The sequence below is a fragment of the Nocardia mexicana NBRC 108244 genome (assembly GCF_001613165.1).
In the GTDB taxonomy this organism is placed as follows: Bacteria; Actinomycetota; Actinomycetes; order Mycobacteriales; family Mycobacteriaceae; genus Nocardia; species Nocardia mexicana.
In genome coordinates, this window is record NZ_BDBV01000001.1 from 1 (window position 1) to 14,826 (window position 14,826).

Sequence of the window (14,826 nt, forward strand, 5' to 3'; positions counted from 1 at the left end):
AGAATCTGCTCCGCCGCTGCCCGATCTTCCGCCGACACCCCACGCGGCACCCGGTTCATCACCGCCGCCACCGCCCGCACATGATCCGCCGAAACCTCGCCCGCCGCCAAGACTTTCGCCGTCCGCGGCAACTGCGGCTCCAACGCATCGCCGCCCATATCGTGGAACGTGCCCACCCACAGCGCCTGATGCACCCGCGACCCGGCATCCGCACTCGCCAGCCGCAGCGTCTCCATCAAAAACTTCTTCAACGACTTCGACCCGAACCGAGCAGGCAACGACCGCTCACTCGACTCCACCAGCAACCGATGCCGCACAGCCGTCAACACCCGCACCGACCGCTCCACCTCCCGCATCACCCCGACGACCTCGTCATCGGACAGCGGGGTAAGCGGCAGGTCCAGCAGATCGGCCACCGCCGTCCGCAACGGGCCCGCGGCCCGTTCACCAACTTCTCCCCCACTCGAATGCATGTTCGAATTCTACCCCACGGCGACATTCCCGAACAGGAGAAACGAGATCTGATCCACACATCTTCACACTGGACACCTGACCCATATCAACTGTCCCGCAGTATATTTCGAGTCCGAGACAGGACGACCGTATTCAAAGGCAGCTCGGCGAAGAAACGTCGAAGGTCGCATGGTTCGGGCAGAACCCTTCAGGTGACTGTTCGTGCCCGCCCCGCGCCGTAGCCCACGACCGCCTGAACCGCCGTTAGAAGCGCGAGAGTTATCAGCGCCGGTGCCCAGCCGCCGGTCGCGGCGTGCAGCAGGCCGAGCAGCAGGGGCCCCACCGCGGCGACGAGGTATCCGACGCTTTGTGCCATACCCGCCAGGGCCGCGGCTCCGGCGGCGTCGGCCGCGCGTTCGCTCTGGAACGACATCGCGAGTACCAGGCAGATACCCGCGCCGATACCTGTGCCCACGACGGCCAGCGGGGCGAGGCGGGGCACGAACGCGAGAAGCAGCACGCTCGCGACATTCAACAGCGAGGCCGCCGCCGCGAGTACACGTGGGACGCGCAGGGCTCGCGGCAGCAGCGGGACCGCGTTGAGGGCGAGCAGACCGATGAGCTGGAACCCGAACAGGTAGAAACCGGCCTCGCGCGCGGTGATTCCGTTGTCGCGCAGGATGCTCGGAAGCCACGCGATGGTGGCGTAGAAACCGAGCGACTGCAGGCCGAAGAACAGACTCACCTGCCACGCCACCCCCGAACGCCAAGGGATACGGGCATGACCCTCGGTAACAGTGTCTTGCTGTGAGCGCCGCCGCACCGACGCCCCCGGCAGTCGCCACGCCACCAAGGCCACGGCTGCGGGTAAAGCCCACGCGGCCAAGGCTGTTCGCCAGCCTCCAGGGAGGTGGTCGGCGAGCGGCACCGCTATTCCCGACGCCGTCGCGGCGGCGGCGGTCATCGCCGTGGCATAGCCCGCGGTGACCGTGGTGATCCGAGCCTCCGGGACACTGCCGCGCACTATCGAGGGCAGCAGGACGTTCGCGAAGGCGATTGCGGCAGAGAGTATTACCGTTCCCAGAAACAGCGCCGACAGGCCGGGGATCGAGCGCACGAGCAGCCCGATCAGCAGCACCGCCAACGCGGGGGCCACCAGGCGCCGGGCCCCCTGCTGCGCCATCCGCGCCGCCAGCGGCGACAGCACCGCGAACGCCACCAGGGGCAGTGCGGTGAGCAATCCGCCCCACGCCGCCGACATCCCGGTATCGGCAACGATATTCGGCAGCAGCGGCCCCACGCCCGTGAGCGCGGCCCGTAGGTTCACGCCCACGAGGACTACCGCGATCACGACAACGGCGGTGGTGTCGCGACCGCGGCCGGCCACCGAGACGGTCATCGGCTCGGCGAACCACCACGCGAACCACCGAACGTCATCCGCCGAAGCACGGTGTCGCGCAGGATCAGTGCGTGGAACAGCACCGCGCAGATGTGCGCGGTGAAGGCCGCCAACAGCGCATAGGCGAGAACGCTGTGCAGTGTCCGCAACCCGGCGTACAGGCCCGCATCGGTCGGCACGATCGCGGGGAGGTACAGACCGCCGAGGATTCGGATCGGGATGCCCGAGGCCGATACCAGGCACCAGCCGACGATCGGCTGCGCCAGGAACAGGACGTACATGAGGATCTCGGACGCGGTGGCCACCAGCCGCTCCGGCCGGCTCAGCGGATCCGGGTCCTGCCGCGGCGGCCGTTGCCGGACCCGGTTGGCGATCCGGATGATCGCCAGCACCAGGATCACCAGGCCGAGGGTCTTGTGGATGCTCAGCAGCCGCCCGTAGTTGCCCAGCGACCCGACCATCGATCCGCCGATGAAGATCATCGCCACGATCGATACGGCCATGAGCCAGTGCAGGATTCGCGCCGCCATTCCGAATCGGGTGGTGTCGGTCGCCGCTTCGCGCAGAGTCATCGGGCCGCCTCCGCATTCACCGCGCCGACGCCGCCGTCCTCGCCCGCGCGCCGCCGGAAGGACTCCGCATAGGCGGCCGAACGTGCCTGCAGCAGTGGATCATCCGAGGGAGCGATGCCCTTCGGCAGCACCAGCGGATCGAAGTTCACCTCTCGCACATTCTCCGACGCTTCGGTGCGCACCTGATCGAGCACGACGGTGCCCACCGGAATTCGGCGCCGCTCGGGCGGCCACGGCTTGGTCGCATCATCGGTCGGGTCGACCCCGGGTTCGCCGACGACCAGCACCATGGTCCACCGCACGGGCCCGTTCTTGATCTCGGAGACCAGCGGATCGAACAGGGCGCCGGACGGATTCGACGGCATGCGGTCCTCGGGCTCCAGATGCCAGCGCACCGGCACGGTCCGGCCGTTGTGGTCGGTGCATTCGAAGGCGTTGAGGCCGTAGAACGTCGAGCCCGCGAACGTCGGCGCCGGCGGCTTGCTGCCGATGATCTCGAGCGCCGCGGCGGTCGCCGGATGCGAGGCGATGTGCTCCTTCATCCGCGCCGGATCGGGTTTCCCGGTCGCCGGGTCGGGCGCGAAAGCCAGTGTGCGCGTGTAGAAGTCCTCCGGGGTCGCGTCCAGGAAGACCGGGATGTTGATCATCGCGAGCCGCCACTGCTCGCTCCCGGGCAGAAACATCTGCAGACCCAGTCCGCGCGGCGCCTCCATATCGTCGGGCATCTGCGGGTTGCCGCCGCCGAGGGAGAACCGGCCCGCGAGTCGGTAGCGACCCTCCCGGAAGGCCGAGGCCTCACACACCTCCGCACCCGCACCGTTGCTCTCGAAATAGCCCGCCACGGCAACGCCTTTGGCGTGATTGCGGCGATACCCGGGGAACCGTCCCCCGGCCGTCGCTTCCAACCTGTCGACCATGCGCCGGGCGGTCAGCCGCCACGGCCCCACGATATCTTCGCTGAACAGGAACCCGCCGATCCCGGCAATGCCGACGCCCGCGATGGCGGCGGCACCCAGCAGCGTGCGGCGATTCAGCGACGGACCTCGGCCGTCGGTCATTGTGTCTCCCCTCCTCGATCGTTCGACCGGTGCTGTTGCACGGCCGTCACGGCGGCCCCATGGACCAGAGCTGCTGTGCCCATTCGATATCCACGTCCGGCTTCTCGACCAGCATCATGTCCGTCGGCGGCGCCGGGACGGTCCCCGATTCGATGCGGATGTCGATGACGTAGGGGCGACCCCCTTCGATGATCTTGAATCCGCGCTCGACGGCCTCGCGCAGCTTGCGCCCGTCGGTGACCACCTCACCGTCGATATCGAATGTCTCCGCGATCCGGGCGAAATCCTGGCTGGGCTGGCCGAGCCGCAGGTACCACGCATCGTGGGAGGGCTGCCAGTCGTAGAGCTTCTCGATGTTCTTCAGCCCGGTCATGAGGGTCTTGTACTCGTGGTTGTTCAACACGAGGTACAACACCGGCAGCTCGAATTTCCTGGTGGTCCACCAGGAATTGGTGTGGAAAAGCGCCGATCCGTCGCCGACGATGTCGACCACCAGCCGCTCGCGGCCCAGCGCCAATGCGATGCCGATGGAGGCGGGCAGCGAAAAGCCCAGGGCACCACCGGAAGTGCAGAAGTAGGCGTCGGGATGGTCGTACTGGATGGCCTTCTGGATCGCGGGCAGGACCGAGAAGTCCTCGTTGATGACCGTGATCGGCTTGGCGAGGGTCTGCTGCACCTGCGCGACGATCATCGGCACCTGGTGATCGGGGATGGGTTTGCCTGCGGGGCCGGGAAATTCGGCCGCCGAGGCCGCGAACGCCGCGTCGCGACGGGAGTCCATGTCGAGGATGGCCTTGTTCCGCGCCGCCGCCGCACCCTGGTCGTAGGCGGCATGTTCGGCGACGGCCTCGATGATCGACGGCAGGGTGGCCTTGATGTCGCCGAGCACGCCGACCTGGGCGTAGTGGTTCTTGCCGATCTCCCACGAATCGTTGTGCAGGATCACCTGGGTGAGATGAGCGGGCAGGATCGGACCGTTCTCCCAGCGGAACACCAGGATCTGCGCCTGTGAGTTCACCCCGATCTGGAAGAGCGTGTCGAAGTCCTCGAGCTGCTTGTGCACGCCCTCCTGGGACGGCATCAGCTCGCCCTGCCAGTGCGGCAGATTGTTCGGGTAGTTCATCCGGCTGGCCTGGTTCTCCGAATAGACCGCCGCCCCCAGCAGATACGACAGCCGTTCGATCTCGGGCCAGGCGTTCGCCTCGCCGACGCCGTCGCCGACCAGGAGCACCGGACGCTTCGCGCGCGCCAGCGTTTCCGCCGCGGCGGCGACTCCGTTCGGGTCGCCGATGACCGAGTGCGCGATGCGGGTGAACCTCCCGGCATCGGGCGCGGTCGGGCTCTCCAGCAGGAGATTCCAAGGGATGGAAAGGAATACGGGCCGCAGCGGGGGCACCGTCAGCTCCTTGAACGCGCGCTGCAGCACCAGCGGCAGCTCGTCGATATCGCGGACCTCGTGCGCCCACTTCGCATACTGCCCGGCCGTGCGCACCAGGTCCGAGGCCAGGATCGGTTCCTGGATCAGCAGGTCGCTGTGCTGCTGCCCGCACAGCACCAGCACCGGGATATTGGAACGGTAGGCGTTGTACAGGTTGTCGATGATGTTGGCCGTGCCGGGCGTGACGTGCACGATGGCCGCGCCGGGCCGACCGGACATGCGGGCGTACCCCATCGCGGCGCCGACGGCGATGTTCTCGTGCAGGCACGGAACGTAGGAGACCTCGTTCTCCGGAATGGTGGTGCCGTCGATCAGCGGAATCTCGTGTGTGCCGGGCACACCGAAGGCGTACTCGATTCCGGCCGCGCGCAGATAGTCGAAGATGATGTCGCGGCCGAGCTTCTTGTCGGATGTGTGCATGGAACTTCCTGTATCGGATTCGGTGGTGCGGCGTTGATCAACGGCGCAACGCCAACGCCGGGCGCAGCCTCGGTGGCCGGTCCTGCATCACTCCCCCCTCCAGCGCGGCGCACGCTTCTCCATGAATGCTCGCGGGCCCTCCTCAGCGTCGGCGGAGCGCGAACGAACGGTTTCCCAGTGGTATTCGCTCTCGAATGCCGTCGCCAGTGGTTGGGTAACAGCCTCGGCCGCAGCCTGTTTGATCGCTCGGACCGATAGCGGTGCGCATGCCAGCACATCGGCGACCCACCGGTCCGTGCAGGCATCCAGCTCCCCCGGCTCGACCACCTCGTTGACCAGGCCGAGTTCGGCGGCCCGCATGGCGGACATCCGGCGCCCGGTGAGCAGGTGCCCCATGGCGATCCGGTACGGCGCCTGCCGGGGCAGCCGGAACACCCCGCCCGCACCGGGTATCAGGCCGAGTTTCGCCTCGGTGAGGCCGAATTGAGCGTCCGCCGAGGCGATTACGATATCGCTCGCGAGCGCCAGCTCGAACCCGCCGCCGAGAGCGTAGCCACGCACCTTGGCGATGATGGGTTTGGCGAATCCGAATCGCTCGGTGATCCGCGGAAATCCGGGCTTGCCGGCGCTGCCGAACGACGAGCGGGCAGTACCGGAGTCGATCCGCCGGACGAGTTCCTTCAGATCCTGGCCGACCGAAAAGGCCTGCTCCCCTTGCCCGCTCAGCACCACGACCCAGATGTCGTCATCGGCCTCGATGTCGTCCCACACCCGCGCCAGTTCCGCATGCATGCACAGGTTCATCGCGTTGAGGACCTCGGGCCGGGCCAGCTCCACGGTGGCGACGTGGCCGCTCTTGCGGTATTCGACTGTGGACAGGTCGGTGACCGTCATCGGCCCACCCCGCTGCTGAAGCGGCTCACCTTCGCCAGAACGTCGGAGCCGTAGAACCGCAACGCCTGCTGCCGCGCGAATTCCGCCATGTAGCACCGGAATACGTCTTGCGGTTCCTCCGCGGCGACCAGCATGTGCTTGTTGGCCACCACCGCCTCGGCGGCGAGTTGACGGGCGGCCCGGTCTATTTCGCCGTCCATCTCCTGGGTCTCGACGACGGTGTCGAACACCAGGCGGGCGTCGGGTTCGGTCGCGTGGATCCGGCGGCCCCACAGGATCACATCGCGGGAGAGCCGGTGGTCGGTCGCCCGCCCCAGCCGCAGGTTCGCCGCGCCCGGGACGATGCCCTCCTGCGCTGCCGGAAGGCTGAAATAGGCGTCCGCAGCGGCGATCACACGGTCGAACACCAGCAGCAGCTGCGCGCCGCCGCCGATGGCGAACGAATCCACTGCCGCCACCCAGGGTTTGGTGACGGGCATGACCTCTCCGGTCGCCAATCCACGCAGAATCTTCGCGATGTACCCGGTTTCGCGGCCGAGGATGAAATCTACGAACGAGATTCTGCCCTCGTGCAGATGCGCCAGGTTGATACCCGCGCTGAACACGCGACGACCGCGGTAGCGCGGATGGTCCATCACTCCGCCGCGCAGCACGCCGACCCGCGAATGCGGGTCCAGCAGTACCAGATCCACCGCCGTCTCCAGGTCGGCGACGTGCTGGTTGTCCTCGGCGTTGAGGCAGTGCGTATTGGTGATGGTGACCGTCGCGGTGGTGTCCACGCGAGTGACCGTCGCCGCCCGCAGCACGACGGTCCCCGTGGCCGCGAACTCGTCGGCCAGCTCCAGCGCGCGCCGAGTCGGTGCGCGCATGGCGTCCAGGAGATGGTTGCCCGCCACCGGATCCGCGAACACGGCCGCGAAGAAGAGGCCCTGATCGATCTCCCAGCCCTCCTTCGCCGACTGCGGCTGCCCCGCATCGAGCGCGAGCTGCTCCGCGGACGGCAGTAAACCGGGAAACAGATCCGTTGCGGCGCTTGCCAGTTCGGCCAGTCGGAGCGGATCGCGATAGTCCGCGGTCGCGGCACCGTAGACGGCGGCTACGTGCCGCTGCAGGAATCGCCGCCGCAACTCTCGCAGCGACCGATGCGCGGCCGCCGCACGCTCGGCGGCCGCGCTGTCCCGATCGTCGACCGCCCCCAACTCCAGCAGCAGCTCAGCGTGTTCGGCTGCCGCCCTGCGTAGTTCGGCGCCATCCCTGGACAGATCGCCGATCGCACCGGGCAGGATCGCGGTGCTCATGCCAGCCCGCTCACGACACAGCCCCGGCCCGCGAGCGGCGGAGGGTGCGGTCCGAGGCCGCCAGGTGGGCGCCGAGGGCGTCCTCGAACCGGGTCGTCATCGCGTCCAGCAGGAGCCGCCGCCGGATCGCCACCTCGGAGCCGACCGCGGATTCGAACAGCGCCAGCCCGGCCCGGATCGCGCCGGTCTCGGCCTCGGCGTCGGTCGCCACCACGTCGACCAGCCCGCGTTCGACAGCCGCCGCGGCGGTGAGGCCGCGGCCCTGGATCACGAGATCGCGGGCCCGGCCGGCGCCGATCTGCGCCGCCAGCCGGTAGATGCCCATCGCGGGCCAGATACCGGCGGCCGACGCCGCGAAACGAAACTCGCTGTCCGCCCGCAGGATTCGGTAGTCGGCCACCAGCAGCAGCTCCGCCGCGGGCCCGTAGGCCTGGCCGTCGACGGTCGCGATGATCGGCATCGGCACCTGCTCCAGTCGTCGCAATGCGGCCTCCCATTTGCCGACATCACCCACGGCCACCTCGCCCGGCCACGCGAAATACTCGCGGGACGGCGCTCCGCTGATATAGAGCACCACGCAGTGCCGCACTCCCGCCGCGGCGTCCTCGGCCCGGCGCGCGAGCGCGGTGACCGACTCGACCAGTTCGGCCGACAGCGGTGCGGCCGCGGAAATCACGGCGGCGATGATATGGACGTCCGCACCGTCCTCCCCGGCGCCGTTCCGGTGAACGGTAGAAGCTGTACTCATCGAATTACCCCCGTACAAATGAATATTCAGGAAAGGATCAGAATCTCACCAGGGCGGTCTCGATTTGTGAGCCCGGCCCCATCGTCATGAACACGCCGTATTCGCCGGGCCGCGTGACCCCTTCGGCGATCAGGCGCTCGTAGGAAAACAGGAACGATCCGCTGGACAGATTTCCGTAATCGCGCATCACACCGACGGTGTGCCGCAAATCGTGCGCGGTCAGCCCGAGATTGATCTTGACCGCATCGATCACCTTCTTGCCGCCGGAATGCACGATCCACTGCGCGATGTCCTTGCGCCGCAGGCCGTTTTCCGACAGCAGCCGGTCCACCACGATCTCCACGTGCGCACCGACCTCGTAGGGAACCTCGCGATCGAGGTAGAAGCTGAATTTTCCGGCGTCGGAGTCCCAGTCGTAGCGCATCGCGCCGATGGCGTGGCGGATCATGTAGCTGCGCTGGGCCAGCAGCGCCGGTGCGGCGGTGTTCCCCGGCGCCCCCGCCGTATCGGCACACAGCGCGAGCGCCGCCGCGCCGTCCCCGAACAGGCTGTTGACCACCGCCGTCCGCATCGTCCCGTCGAAGACGTAGGCGGCCGAGCACGCCTCCGAGCAGGCCAGGATCGCCAGCTCGCCCGGATGCGCCGCCGACCAGCTCGCCGCGGCGGTCAGGCCGTTGAGCCCGGCGTTGCAGCCCATGCCGACCACGTCCAGCCGTGCCGTATGCGGTGACAGGCCGAGCTCGTCGATCAGCAGCGCGCTGAAGCCCGGCGTCAGGAATCCGGTGGTCGTCACAGCGACCAGGTATTTGATCTCCGCCGCGTCCCGTCCGAGACCCCGCAGGCAGGCACGGATGGCGTCCGCACCGGTCTGCACGCCGTAGCGGCGGTGTTTGTCGAGCAGTTCCGCCTGTGTCTCGACCCGGAAATTTCCGTCCTCGTCACGCGGCGGCAATGTCAGGTATCGGTGCTCGATACCACCGTTGAGAAATACGCCCCTGATTTTGGGGTCGGTGATCCCGAGGAGATCGATGAGTTCCCGTTGGCGGTATCCGGTAGGTGGATTCGCGGTCGCCACCCCGAGCAATCGGGGCAACGCCGAGGTACCTCCGGCATCCGCCGGGGTCGAATCGGTTTCGGTAGTGTACGGCTGCACGATGGTCGTCATTGCCGAAATCCGTTCCATAGCGCCGATGGAACGACACGACGACCCCTGGTGGGTATCGACATGATGCCTTCTCGAAATTGCTGATGTTTACGTCGACGACTCGTCGTCGAGACCGCCGACCACACCCCCGAGCAATTTTCTGACAGGCTCAGGCTAGCAATGGCGGATATCCTCGGCAACCGTGAAAATTTTGGTCATCGACGCATCCGGAATCTGAAACGCGTTGAGCCACATGACATATCAATGCCCGAATCGTCGCTGGTACCACGTCCGGCGACCCGACAACTAGGGGCAGGTTCCGGGCACTGAACGCGTTGCACATCGACACCCGCGGCGAGCGCTCCGTACCGCGAACACGAAATGAGACCTTCGCCACACCTCGCGCCGAGGTCGCGCGGCATTCACCCTCGATCCGCTTCACAGCAAGGCGGGCTACCATGCGCAGTACGCCCCTGCGAGTGAGCGTTCACAAATCATCCGCGGGGTGCCCCGGACCGCCCGCTCGGAGGCGGCCCGGATCGCAAGCGCAAGAGGGGTTTTCGAGTGGACAGGCCGGCATGGGCGCCCGAGGGCGTGGATATGACGCAGGCGAGCCCGGCACGCATGTACGACGCCCTGCTGGGCGGCTCGCACAATTTCGAGGTCGACCGGTTCGCCGCCGAGGCGGGCAAGAAGCTGGTCCCGGACCTGCCGCGACTGGCCCTGAGCAATCGGGCATTCCTGCGCCGGGCCGTGCGATACCTCGCCGACCAGGGGATTCGGCAGTTCCTCGACGTCGGATCGGGGATCCCGACCGCCGGTAACGTGCACGAGGTGGCGCAGTCGATCGACCCGCGCATCCGCGTCCTCTACGTCGATATCGACCCGGTGGCGGTCACCCACGCGCGCACGATCCTGGTGGACAACGAGCACGCCGACGCGATCCAGGCGGATCTGCGCAAACCGGACGAACTGCTGGCCAAGGCCGCCGATACCGGGCTGATCGACTTCACCGAGCCGGTGGGCCTGCTGCTGGTGGCGGTCCTGCACCTGCTGCAGGACGACGAGCGGCCGGTGGAGACGGTGGCGGCGCTGCGGGAGGCGGTGCTCCCGGGCAGCTACGTGGCCATCTCCCACCTGACCTCGGCCCAGCGCCCCGAGGACGCCGCCCGCCTCGGTGACCATTCCGCCAACCAGAGCCACGTCGGCATCCGCTTCCGGGACCGCGACTCGATCACCGCCCTGTTCACCGGCTGGGAGCTGGTCGACCCGGGCGTGGTGGAACTTCCGCAGTGGCGCCCGGAATCCGAGCGCGACCTGCACGAGTCGCCCGGCCGCTCGCTCGGCCTGGCGGGTGTGGGGTACAGAGTCTGATCAGGGGGTATCTCGAGAGGCAGGGGGCTGCTGATGGGTTCGAACAAGGTGGGGCTGCGGTGGGCCGACGCACTCGACGGCGTCGTTGCCCCCACGCTGACGCGAACCCAGATCGAGGACCTGCTGACCGGCCTGTGTGAACAGCTGCTGGCGGTGCTGCGCGGAACGGAAGATCTCGCGGCGGCGCGCTCCGCGGCGGCGGCGCTGGTCGCGGCCAACTACCGCGACGACGCCGCGGTCGCGCGGACCGTGCCGATCATCTGCCGCGACATGGTCGAGGAGGTGAGCCCGGAACCCGGCGGGCCGGACCGCGAGCGGGTGCGCGAGTACGCGATCACCGTGGCCGCCGAGTTCGCGGCCGGATTCACTGCGGCGCTGCGTATTACGGCACTGTCGGAGCAGGAGTCCACGCTCACGGCCGCGCTGGCGGCCGTCGAGCGGGCGCAGGCGCAGCGACAGCTGTCGGAGGCGCGGTTCGCGGCCATCTTCGCCGGGGCCTCGGTCGGCATCGGCACCATCGACGTCACCACCGGAACGGTGGTGGACGTCAATGCGGCGATGGCCGAAATGCTCGGCGTCCCAGCCGAACTCATGCCGGGGCGGTCGGTTGCCGAGATACTGGGCACGGAGAACATAGGTCAGGCCTATGCCCAGTTCGAGCAGCTGCTGACCGGCAATATCGATCGGTTCCGGATCGAGACCGACCACTCCCGGCCCGACGGCAGCCACACCATCATCGACCTGTCCATGTCGGCCGTGCGGGACGCCGCCGGGCAGGTGCGGTTCCTCATCGGCGTCTGTGTCGACATCACAGAGCGAAAGGCGCTCGCCGATCGGCTGTGGCACGACGCGCACCACGACAATCTCACCGGTCTCGCCAATCGGGTGCTGTTCTTCGACCGGCTCGCCCACGCCACCCCGCCGATCGGCCTGTGCTACCTGGACCTGGACGGCTTCAAGGAGGTCAACGACGAGCACGGGCACACCGTCGGCGACCGCGTGTTGCGTGCCGTGGCCGAGCGCCTGCGCATCGCCGCGGCGCCCGACGGCCTCGCCGCGCGGCTGGGCGGTGACGAGTTCATCGTGCTCACTGAGCGCTGCACCGATGCCGACCAGCTGGTCTCCCTGTCCGGCCGCCTGCTCGCCGCGCTCACCGAACCGATCGCCGTCGGCGACCACACGATCTCCGTCGGCGCCTCGGTGGGCACGGCCCTGGTCACCGAGCGGCCCGAGGCCATCGACGACCTGATGCACACCGTCGACACGGCCATGTACCGCAACAAGGCGGTCCGGCAGCGGCCTGGGTCGCAGCACACAACCAGATCAGGCAACCGACCGCGGAAGTAACCGCAGCCGCGCTACACGACCGAGCCGGAAACACCGGCCAGGCCAAACAACCAAAATCGCCCCACGCCACGTGACCGGCCACGCCAACAATCACAGCCGCCCTACACGGCGAGAGCGGGCACGCCAGCCGCGCCAACAACGCAACCGCCCCTACACGGCGGGACCGGACACACCGGCCGCGGTAACAACCACAGCCGCACTACGTCGCGGGACCGGACACACCGCCCACGCCAACAACCACAGCCGCACTACGTCGCGGGACCGGACACACCGCCCGCGGCAACAACCGCAGCCGCGCTACGTGGCGGGAGCGGGCGCGTTGGCCGCGGAAATATAAGCCACTGCCTGGTGTAGGTCCGGGTATACGCGGTGGGCCAGTTTTCGGGTTTCGGCGGTGGGGGCGACGAGGTCCGGGATCAGCAGGCAGCGCAGGCCCGCGGCGTGGGCCGCGCGCAGGCCGTTCGGCGAATCCTCCAGGGCCAGTACGTGTTCCGGGTCGGCGCCCAGGGCGGCGATCGCGGTCAGGTACGGGTCGGGGTACGGCTTGCCCCGGGTCACGTCCTGGCGGGTCACCACGGCGTCGAAGCGGCCCGCGATCCCGGCCACCCGCAGGTGGTGATCGGTGCGCTCCCGGCCCGAGGACGTCGCGATCGCCCGCGGAATCGCCTGGGAGTCCAGCGCGTCCAGCATCTCGGTCACGCCCGGCTTGACGGTCAGGCGGCCGTCGTCGACGAACCGGCCGAGCGTGGCCTCGTGCGTGGTGAAGAAATCGTCGACGGGGAATCCGGGACCGTAGGCGGCGACGGCGAGCTCGCGGCAGCGGTCGGCCGGCTGCCCGATCATGCCGCGGCAGAATTCCAGCGGCAGGTCGTAGCCGAGCTGCTCACCGGAGCTGATCAGCGATTCGATCGCCAGTCGCTCGGAGTCCAGCAGCAGCCCGTCCATATCGAAAACCACCGCGCGAACCGGTCTTTCGGCGCTCACCTCGTTCTCCCTTCGAATTCCGGCAGCAGTCGCCGCCGCACCACCTCCGGCACGCTGTCGCGGCCGAGTTCCGCCAATGCGTCGCCCACCTCCCGCTGCACCCGCTCCAGGTCCGGCACCGCACCGAAGATATCCGTGCGCGCCAGGAACAGCTCCGCCCGCCGATGCGGGTCGGCCTCGGCGGCCGGTCCGGCCAGCGCATCGGCGCGGGTATCGATCAGCCGCATGACCGCGTCGTCGGTGCGGGCGACGTCGAACCAGCGTATCCAGGCCGCGATCAGCAGGACAGCCGCCGGGGTCGGCCGCCGCGCGGCGACATTGTCGCTCATGGCGGCGACCACGCGCGGCAGCAGCTTGTCCGAACCGTTGCGGCCCACCCGCGTCATATCGTGGCGGATGGCCGGATTGCGGAACCGGCGCACCAATTCGTCGACGGTACTACGCAGTTCGGCACCCGACAGGGCCAGGGTCGGCGCCTGCTCGCACAGCATGAACTGCCGCGCCAGCGCGGCCAGCGCCGGATCGGCGGCCGCCTGCGCGATCGTCGGATATCCCGCCAGCGCACCGAGATAGGCCAGCAGCATGTGAGTTCCGTTGAGCAGCCGCAGCTTTGCCAGCTCGTGATCGGTGACGTCGCCGACGAACTGGGCTCCGGCGGCCTCCCAGTGCGGGCGCTCGCCGTCGAAATCCTCGATGGTCCAGGTGAGGAACGGCTCGGCCGAGACCGGCGTGCGATCGTCGATGCCGCCCAGCCAATTTCGCGCCACGGCGGCGTCGGCGGCGGTGCCGGGCTGCACGATCCGGTCGACCACGCTGCACGGGAACCGCACGTTGCGGGCGATCCAGTCGGCCAGCCGATCATCCGTCAGTGCGGCGAAATCGATGACCGCACTACGCAATTGGTGTCCGTTGGCGGACAGGTTGTCGCAGCTGATCAGCACGGGCGGGATGCCGCCGCGGCGCCTGACCTCGGCCAGCCCGGCGACCACCATGCCGATCGGCGTCTGCGGCCGCGCGCGGCGGCGCAGGTCTCGCACGACTCGATCGCAGCCGGTGTCCAGACGGCCGGTGACCGGGGAGACGCAGTATCCGTCGGTGGTCACGGTGAGCGTCACGACGCGCACGCGGGGATCGGCGATGCGCCGGGCGACGCCGATCGGGTCGCTGGGCGCGTGCACCGCCTCGGTGATCGTGCCGACCACCTCGGCGCGCACCCGGCCGCCGTCGTTGAGCAGCGTCGTGTACAGGTTGTCCTGCGCGCGCAGCGCCGTGACGACATCCGGGCGCGACATGGCGACGGACGCGATCCCCCAGCGCGGGTCGCCGGTGGCGGCGATCGCGTGCTGAGTTGCCAGCGCCTGATGGGCGCGGTGGAACGAGCCGCAACCCAGATGCACGATGCCGGTGGCGAGGCTGCCGAGGGCAAACTTCGGGCGCACCACCCCGGGTGGCAGTTGGGGGAGATTTTCCGCGGACAACCGGGGAACAATGTCGGGCGCGGAATAGTCGATGTTCGGTTCGGCGAGCGCAGTATTCAGTGGCACACGCATGCGCGGGCCTCCATGATGTCCGAAAAAGGGTTTACGTGAAGCGTCGAATCGTCACTGAATCGGTCGCATTTCAAACGCTAGACGGAACCTCGCGGCTTTTCGAGGGCGCAGCAAACTTCACCGCTGCGTTTTACATTCCGAACACAT

The 14,826-nt window shown here is 68.3% G+C and carries 13 protein-coding genes; 2 read left to right on the plus strand and 11 right to left on the minus strand.

The window, feature by feature from the left end; translation table 11 throughout:
- From NM1_RS00005 to dpgA, 9 genes are all read right to left on the minus strand, one after another.
- A partial coding sequence (locus tag NM1_RS00005; RefSeq protein WP_157123821.1) for a DUF222 domain-containing protein occupies window positions 1-473 on the minus strand: 473 nt, incomplete at its 3' end.
- Between the two features lie 188 nt (window positions 474-661).
- Window positions 662-1,852 carry an MFS transporter gene (locus NM1_RS00010; protein WP_068012315.1) on the minus strand — a complete coding sequence of 397 codons (1,191 nt, stop codon included), beginning with the start codon at window positions 1,850-1,852 and terminating at the stop codon, window positions 662-664.
- Window positions 1,849-2,424 carry a cytochrome b gene (locus tag NM1_RS00015; RefSeq protein WP_068012317.1) on the minus strand — a complete coding sequence of 192 codons (576 nt, stop codon included), beginning with the start codon at window positions 2,422-2,424 and terminating at the stop codon, window positions 1,849-1,851. Before NM1_RS00015 ends, NM1_RS00010 begins: the two co-directional genes overlap by 4 nt.
- Entirely contained in the window at window positions 2,421-3,482 is a 1,062-nt protein-coding gene (locus NM1_RS00020) for a catalase family peroxidase (protein WP_068012319.1), read from the minus strand. The genes NM1_RS00015 and NM1_RS00020 overlap by 4 nt, the downstream gene beginning before the upstream one ends.
- A gap of 46 nt (window positions 3,483-3,528) precedes the next feature.
- Window positions 3,529-5,340 carry a thiamine pyrophosphate-binding protein gene (locus NM1_RS00025; protein WP_068012323.1) on the minus strand — a complete coding sequence of 604 codons (1,812 nt, stop codon included), beginning with the start codon at window positions 5,338-5,340 and terminating at the stop codon, window positions 3,529-3,531.
- An 87-nt stretch (window positions 5,341-5,427) separates the two neighbouring features.
- Complete coding sequence (dpgD, locus tag NM1_RS00030; RefSeq protein WP_068012324.1) at window positions 5,428-6,234, minus strand: enoyl-CoA-hydratase DpgD; 807 nt, start codon at window positions 6,232-6,234, stop codon at window positions 5,428-5,430.
- Window positions 6,231-7,532, minus strand: a complete 1,302-nt coding sequence (gene dpgC / locus NM1_RS00035) for a (3,5-dihydroxyphenyl)acetyl-CoA 1,2-dioxygenase DpgC (protein ID WP_068012325.1) — start codon at window positions 7,530-7,532, stop codon at window positions 6,231-6,233. The genes dpgD and dpgC overlap by 4 nt, the downstream gene beginning before the upstream one ends.
- Window positions 7,533-7,542: 10 nt before the next feature.
- Window positions 7,543-8,280, minus strand: coding sequence for an enoyl-CoA-hydratase DpgB (dpgB, locus tag NM1_RS00040; protein WP_084519000.1), 738 nt, complete (start codon window positions 8,278-8,280; stop codon window positions 7,543-7,545).
- Window positions 8,281-8,317: 37 nt separating this feature from the next.
- Window positions 8,318-9,445 carry a 3,5-dihydroxyphenylacetyl-CoA synthase DpgA gene (dpgA, locus tag NM1_RS00045; protein WP_068012327.1) on the minus strand — a complete coding sequence of 376 codons (1,128 nt, stop codon included), beginning with the start codon at window positions 9,443-9,445 and terminating at the stop codon, window positions 8,318-8,320.
- Window positions 9,446-9,988: 543 nt separating this feature from the next.
- On the opposite strand from dpgA, the gene NM1_RS00050 reads away from it, so the two are divergent.
- Together NM1_RS00050 and NM1_RS00055 are read left to right on the plus strand one after the other, a co-directional pair.
- The gene (locus tag NM1_RS00050; RefSeq protein WP_068012329.1) at window positions 9,989-10,798 is read left to right on the plus strand and encodes an SAM-dependent methyltransferase; all 810 of its coding nucleotides are present in this window, start codon (window positions 9,989-9,991) and stop codon (window positions 10,796-10,798) included.
- Between the two features lie 33 nt (window positions 10,799-10,831).
- Window positions 10,832-12,145 (plus strand): sensor domain-containing diguanylate cyclase, encoded by a 1,314-nt coding sequence (locus tag NM1_RS00055; protein WP_068012332.1) that lies wholly within the window; start codon window positions 10,832-10,834, stop codon window positions 12,143-12,145.
- A 297-nt stretch (window positions 12,146-12,442) separates the two neighbouring features.
- Here NM1_RS00055 and NM1_RS00060 read toward each other — a convergent pair whose 3' ends face one another.
- Entirely contained in the window at window positions 12,443-13,129 is a 687-nt protein-coding gene (locus NM1_RS00060; RefSeq protein ID WP_084519001.1) for an HAD family hydrolase, read from the minus strand.
- Window positions 13,126-14,679, minus strand: a complete 1,554-nt coding sequence (locus NM1_RS00065; protein WP_084519002.1) for a mannitol dehydrogenase family protein — start codon at window positions 14,677-14,679, stop codon at window positions 13,126-13,128. The genes NM1_RS00060 and NM1_RS00065 overlap by 4 nt, the downstream gene beginning before the upstream one ends.
- Between the last annotated feature and the right edge of the window lie 147 nt (window positions 14,680-14,826).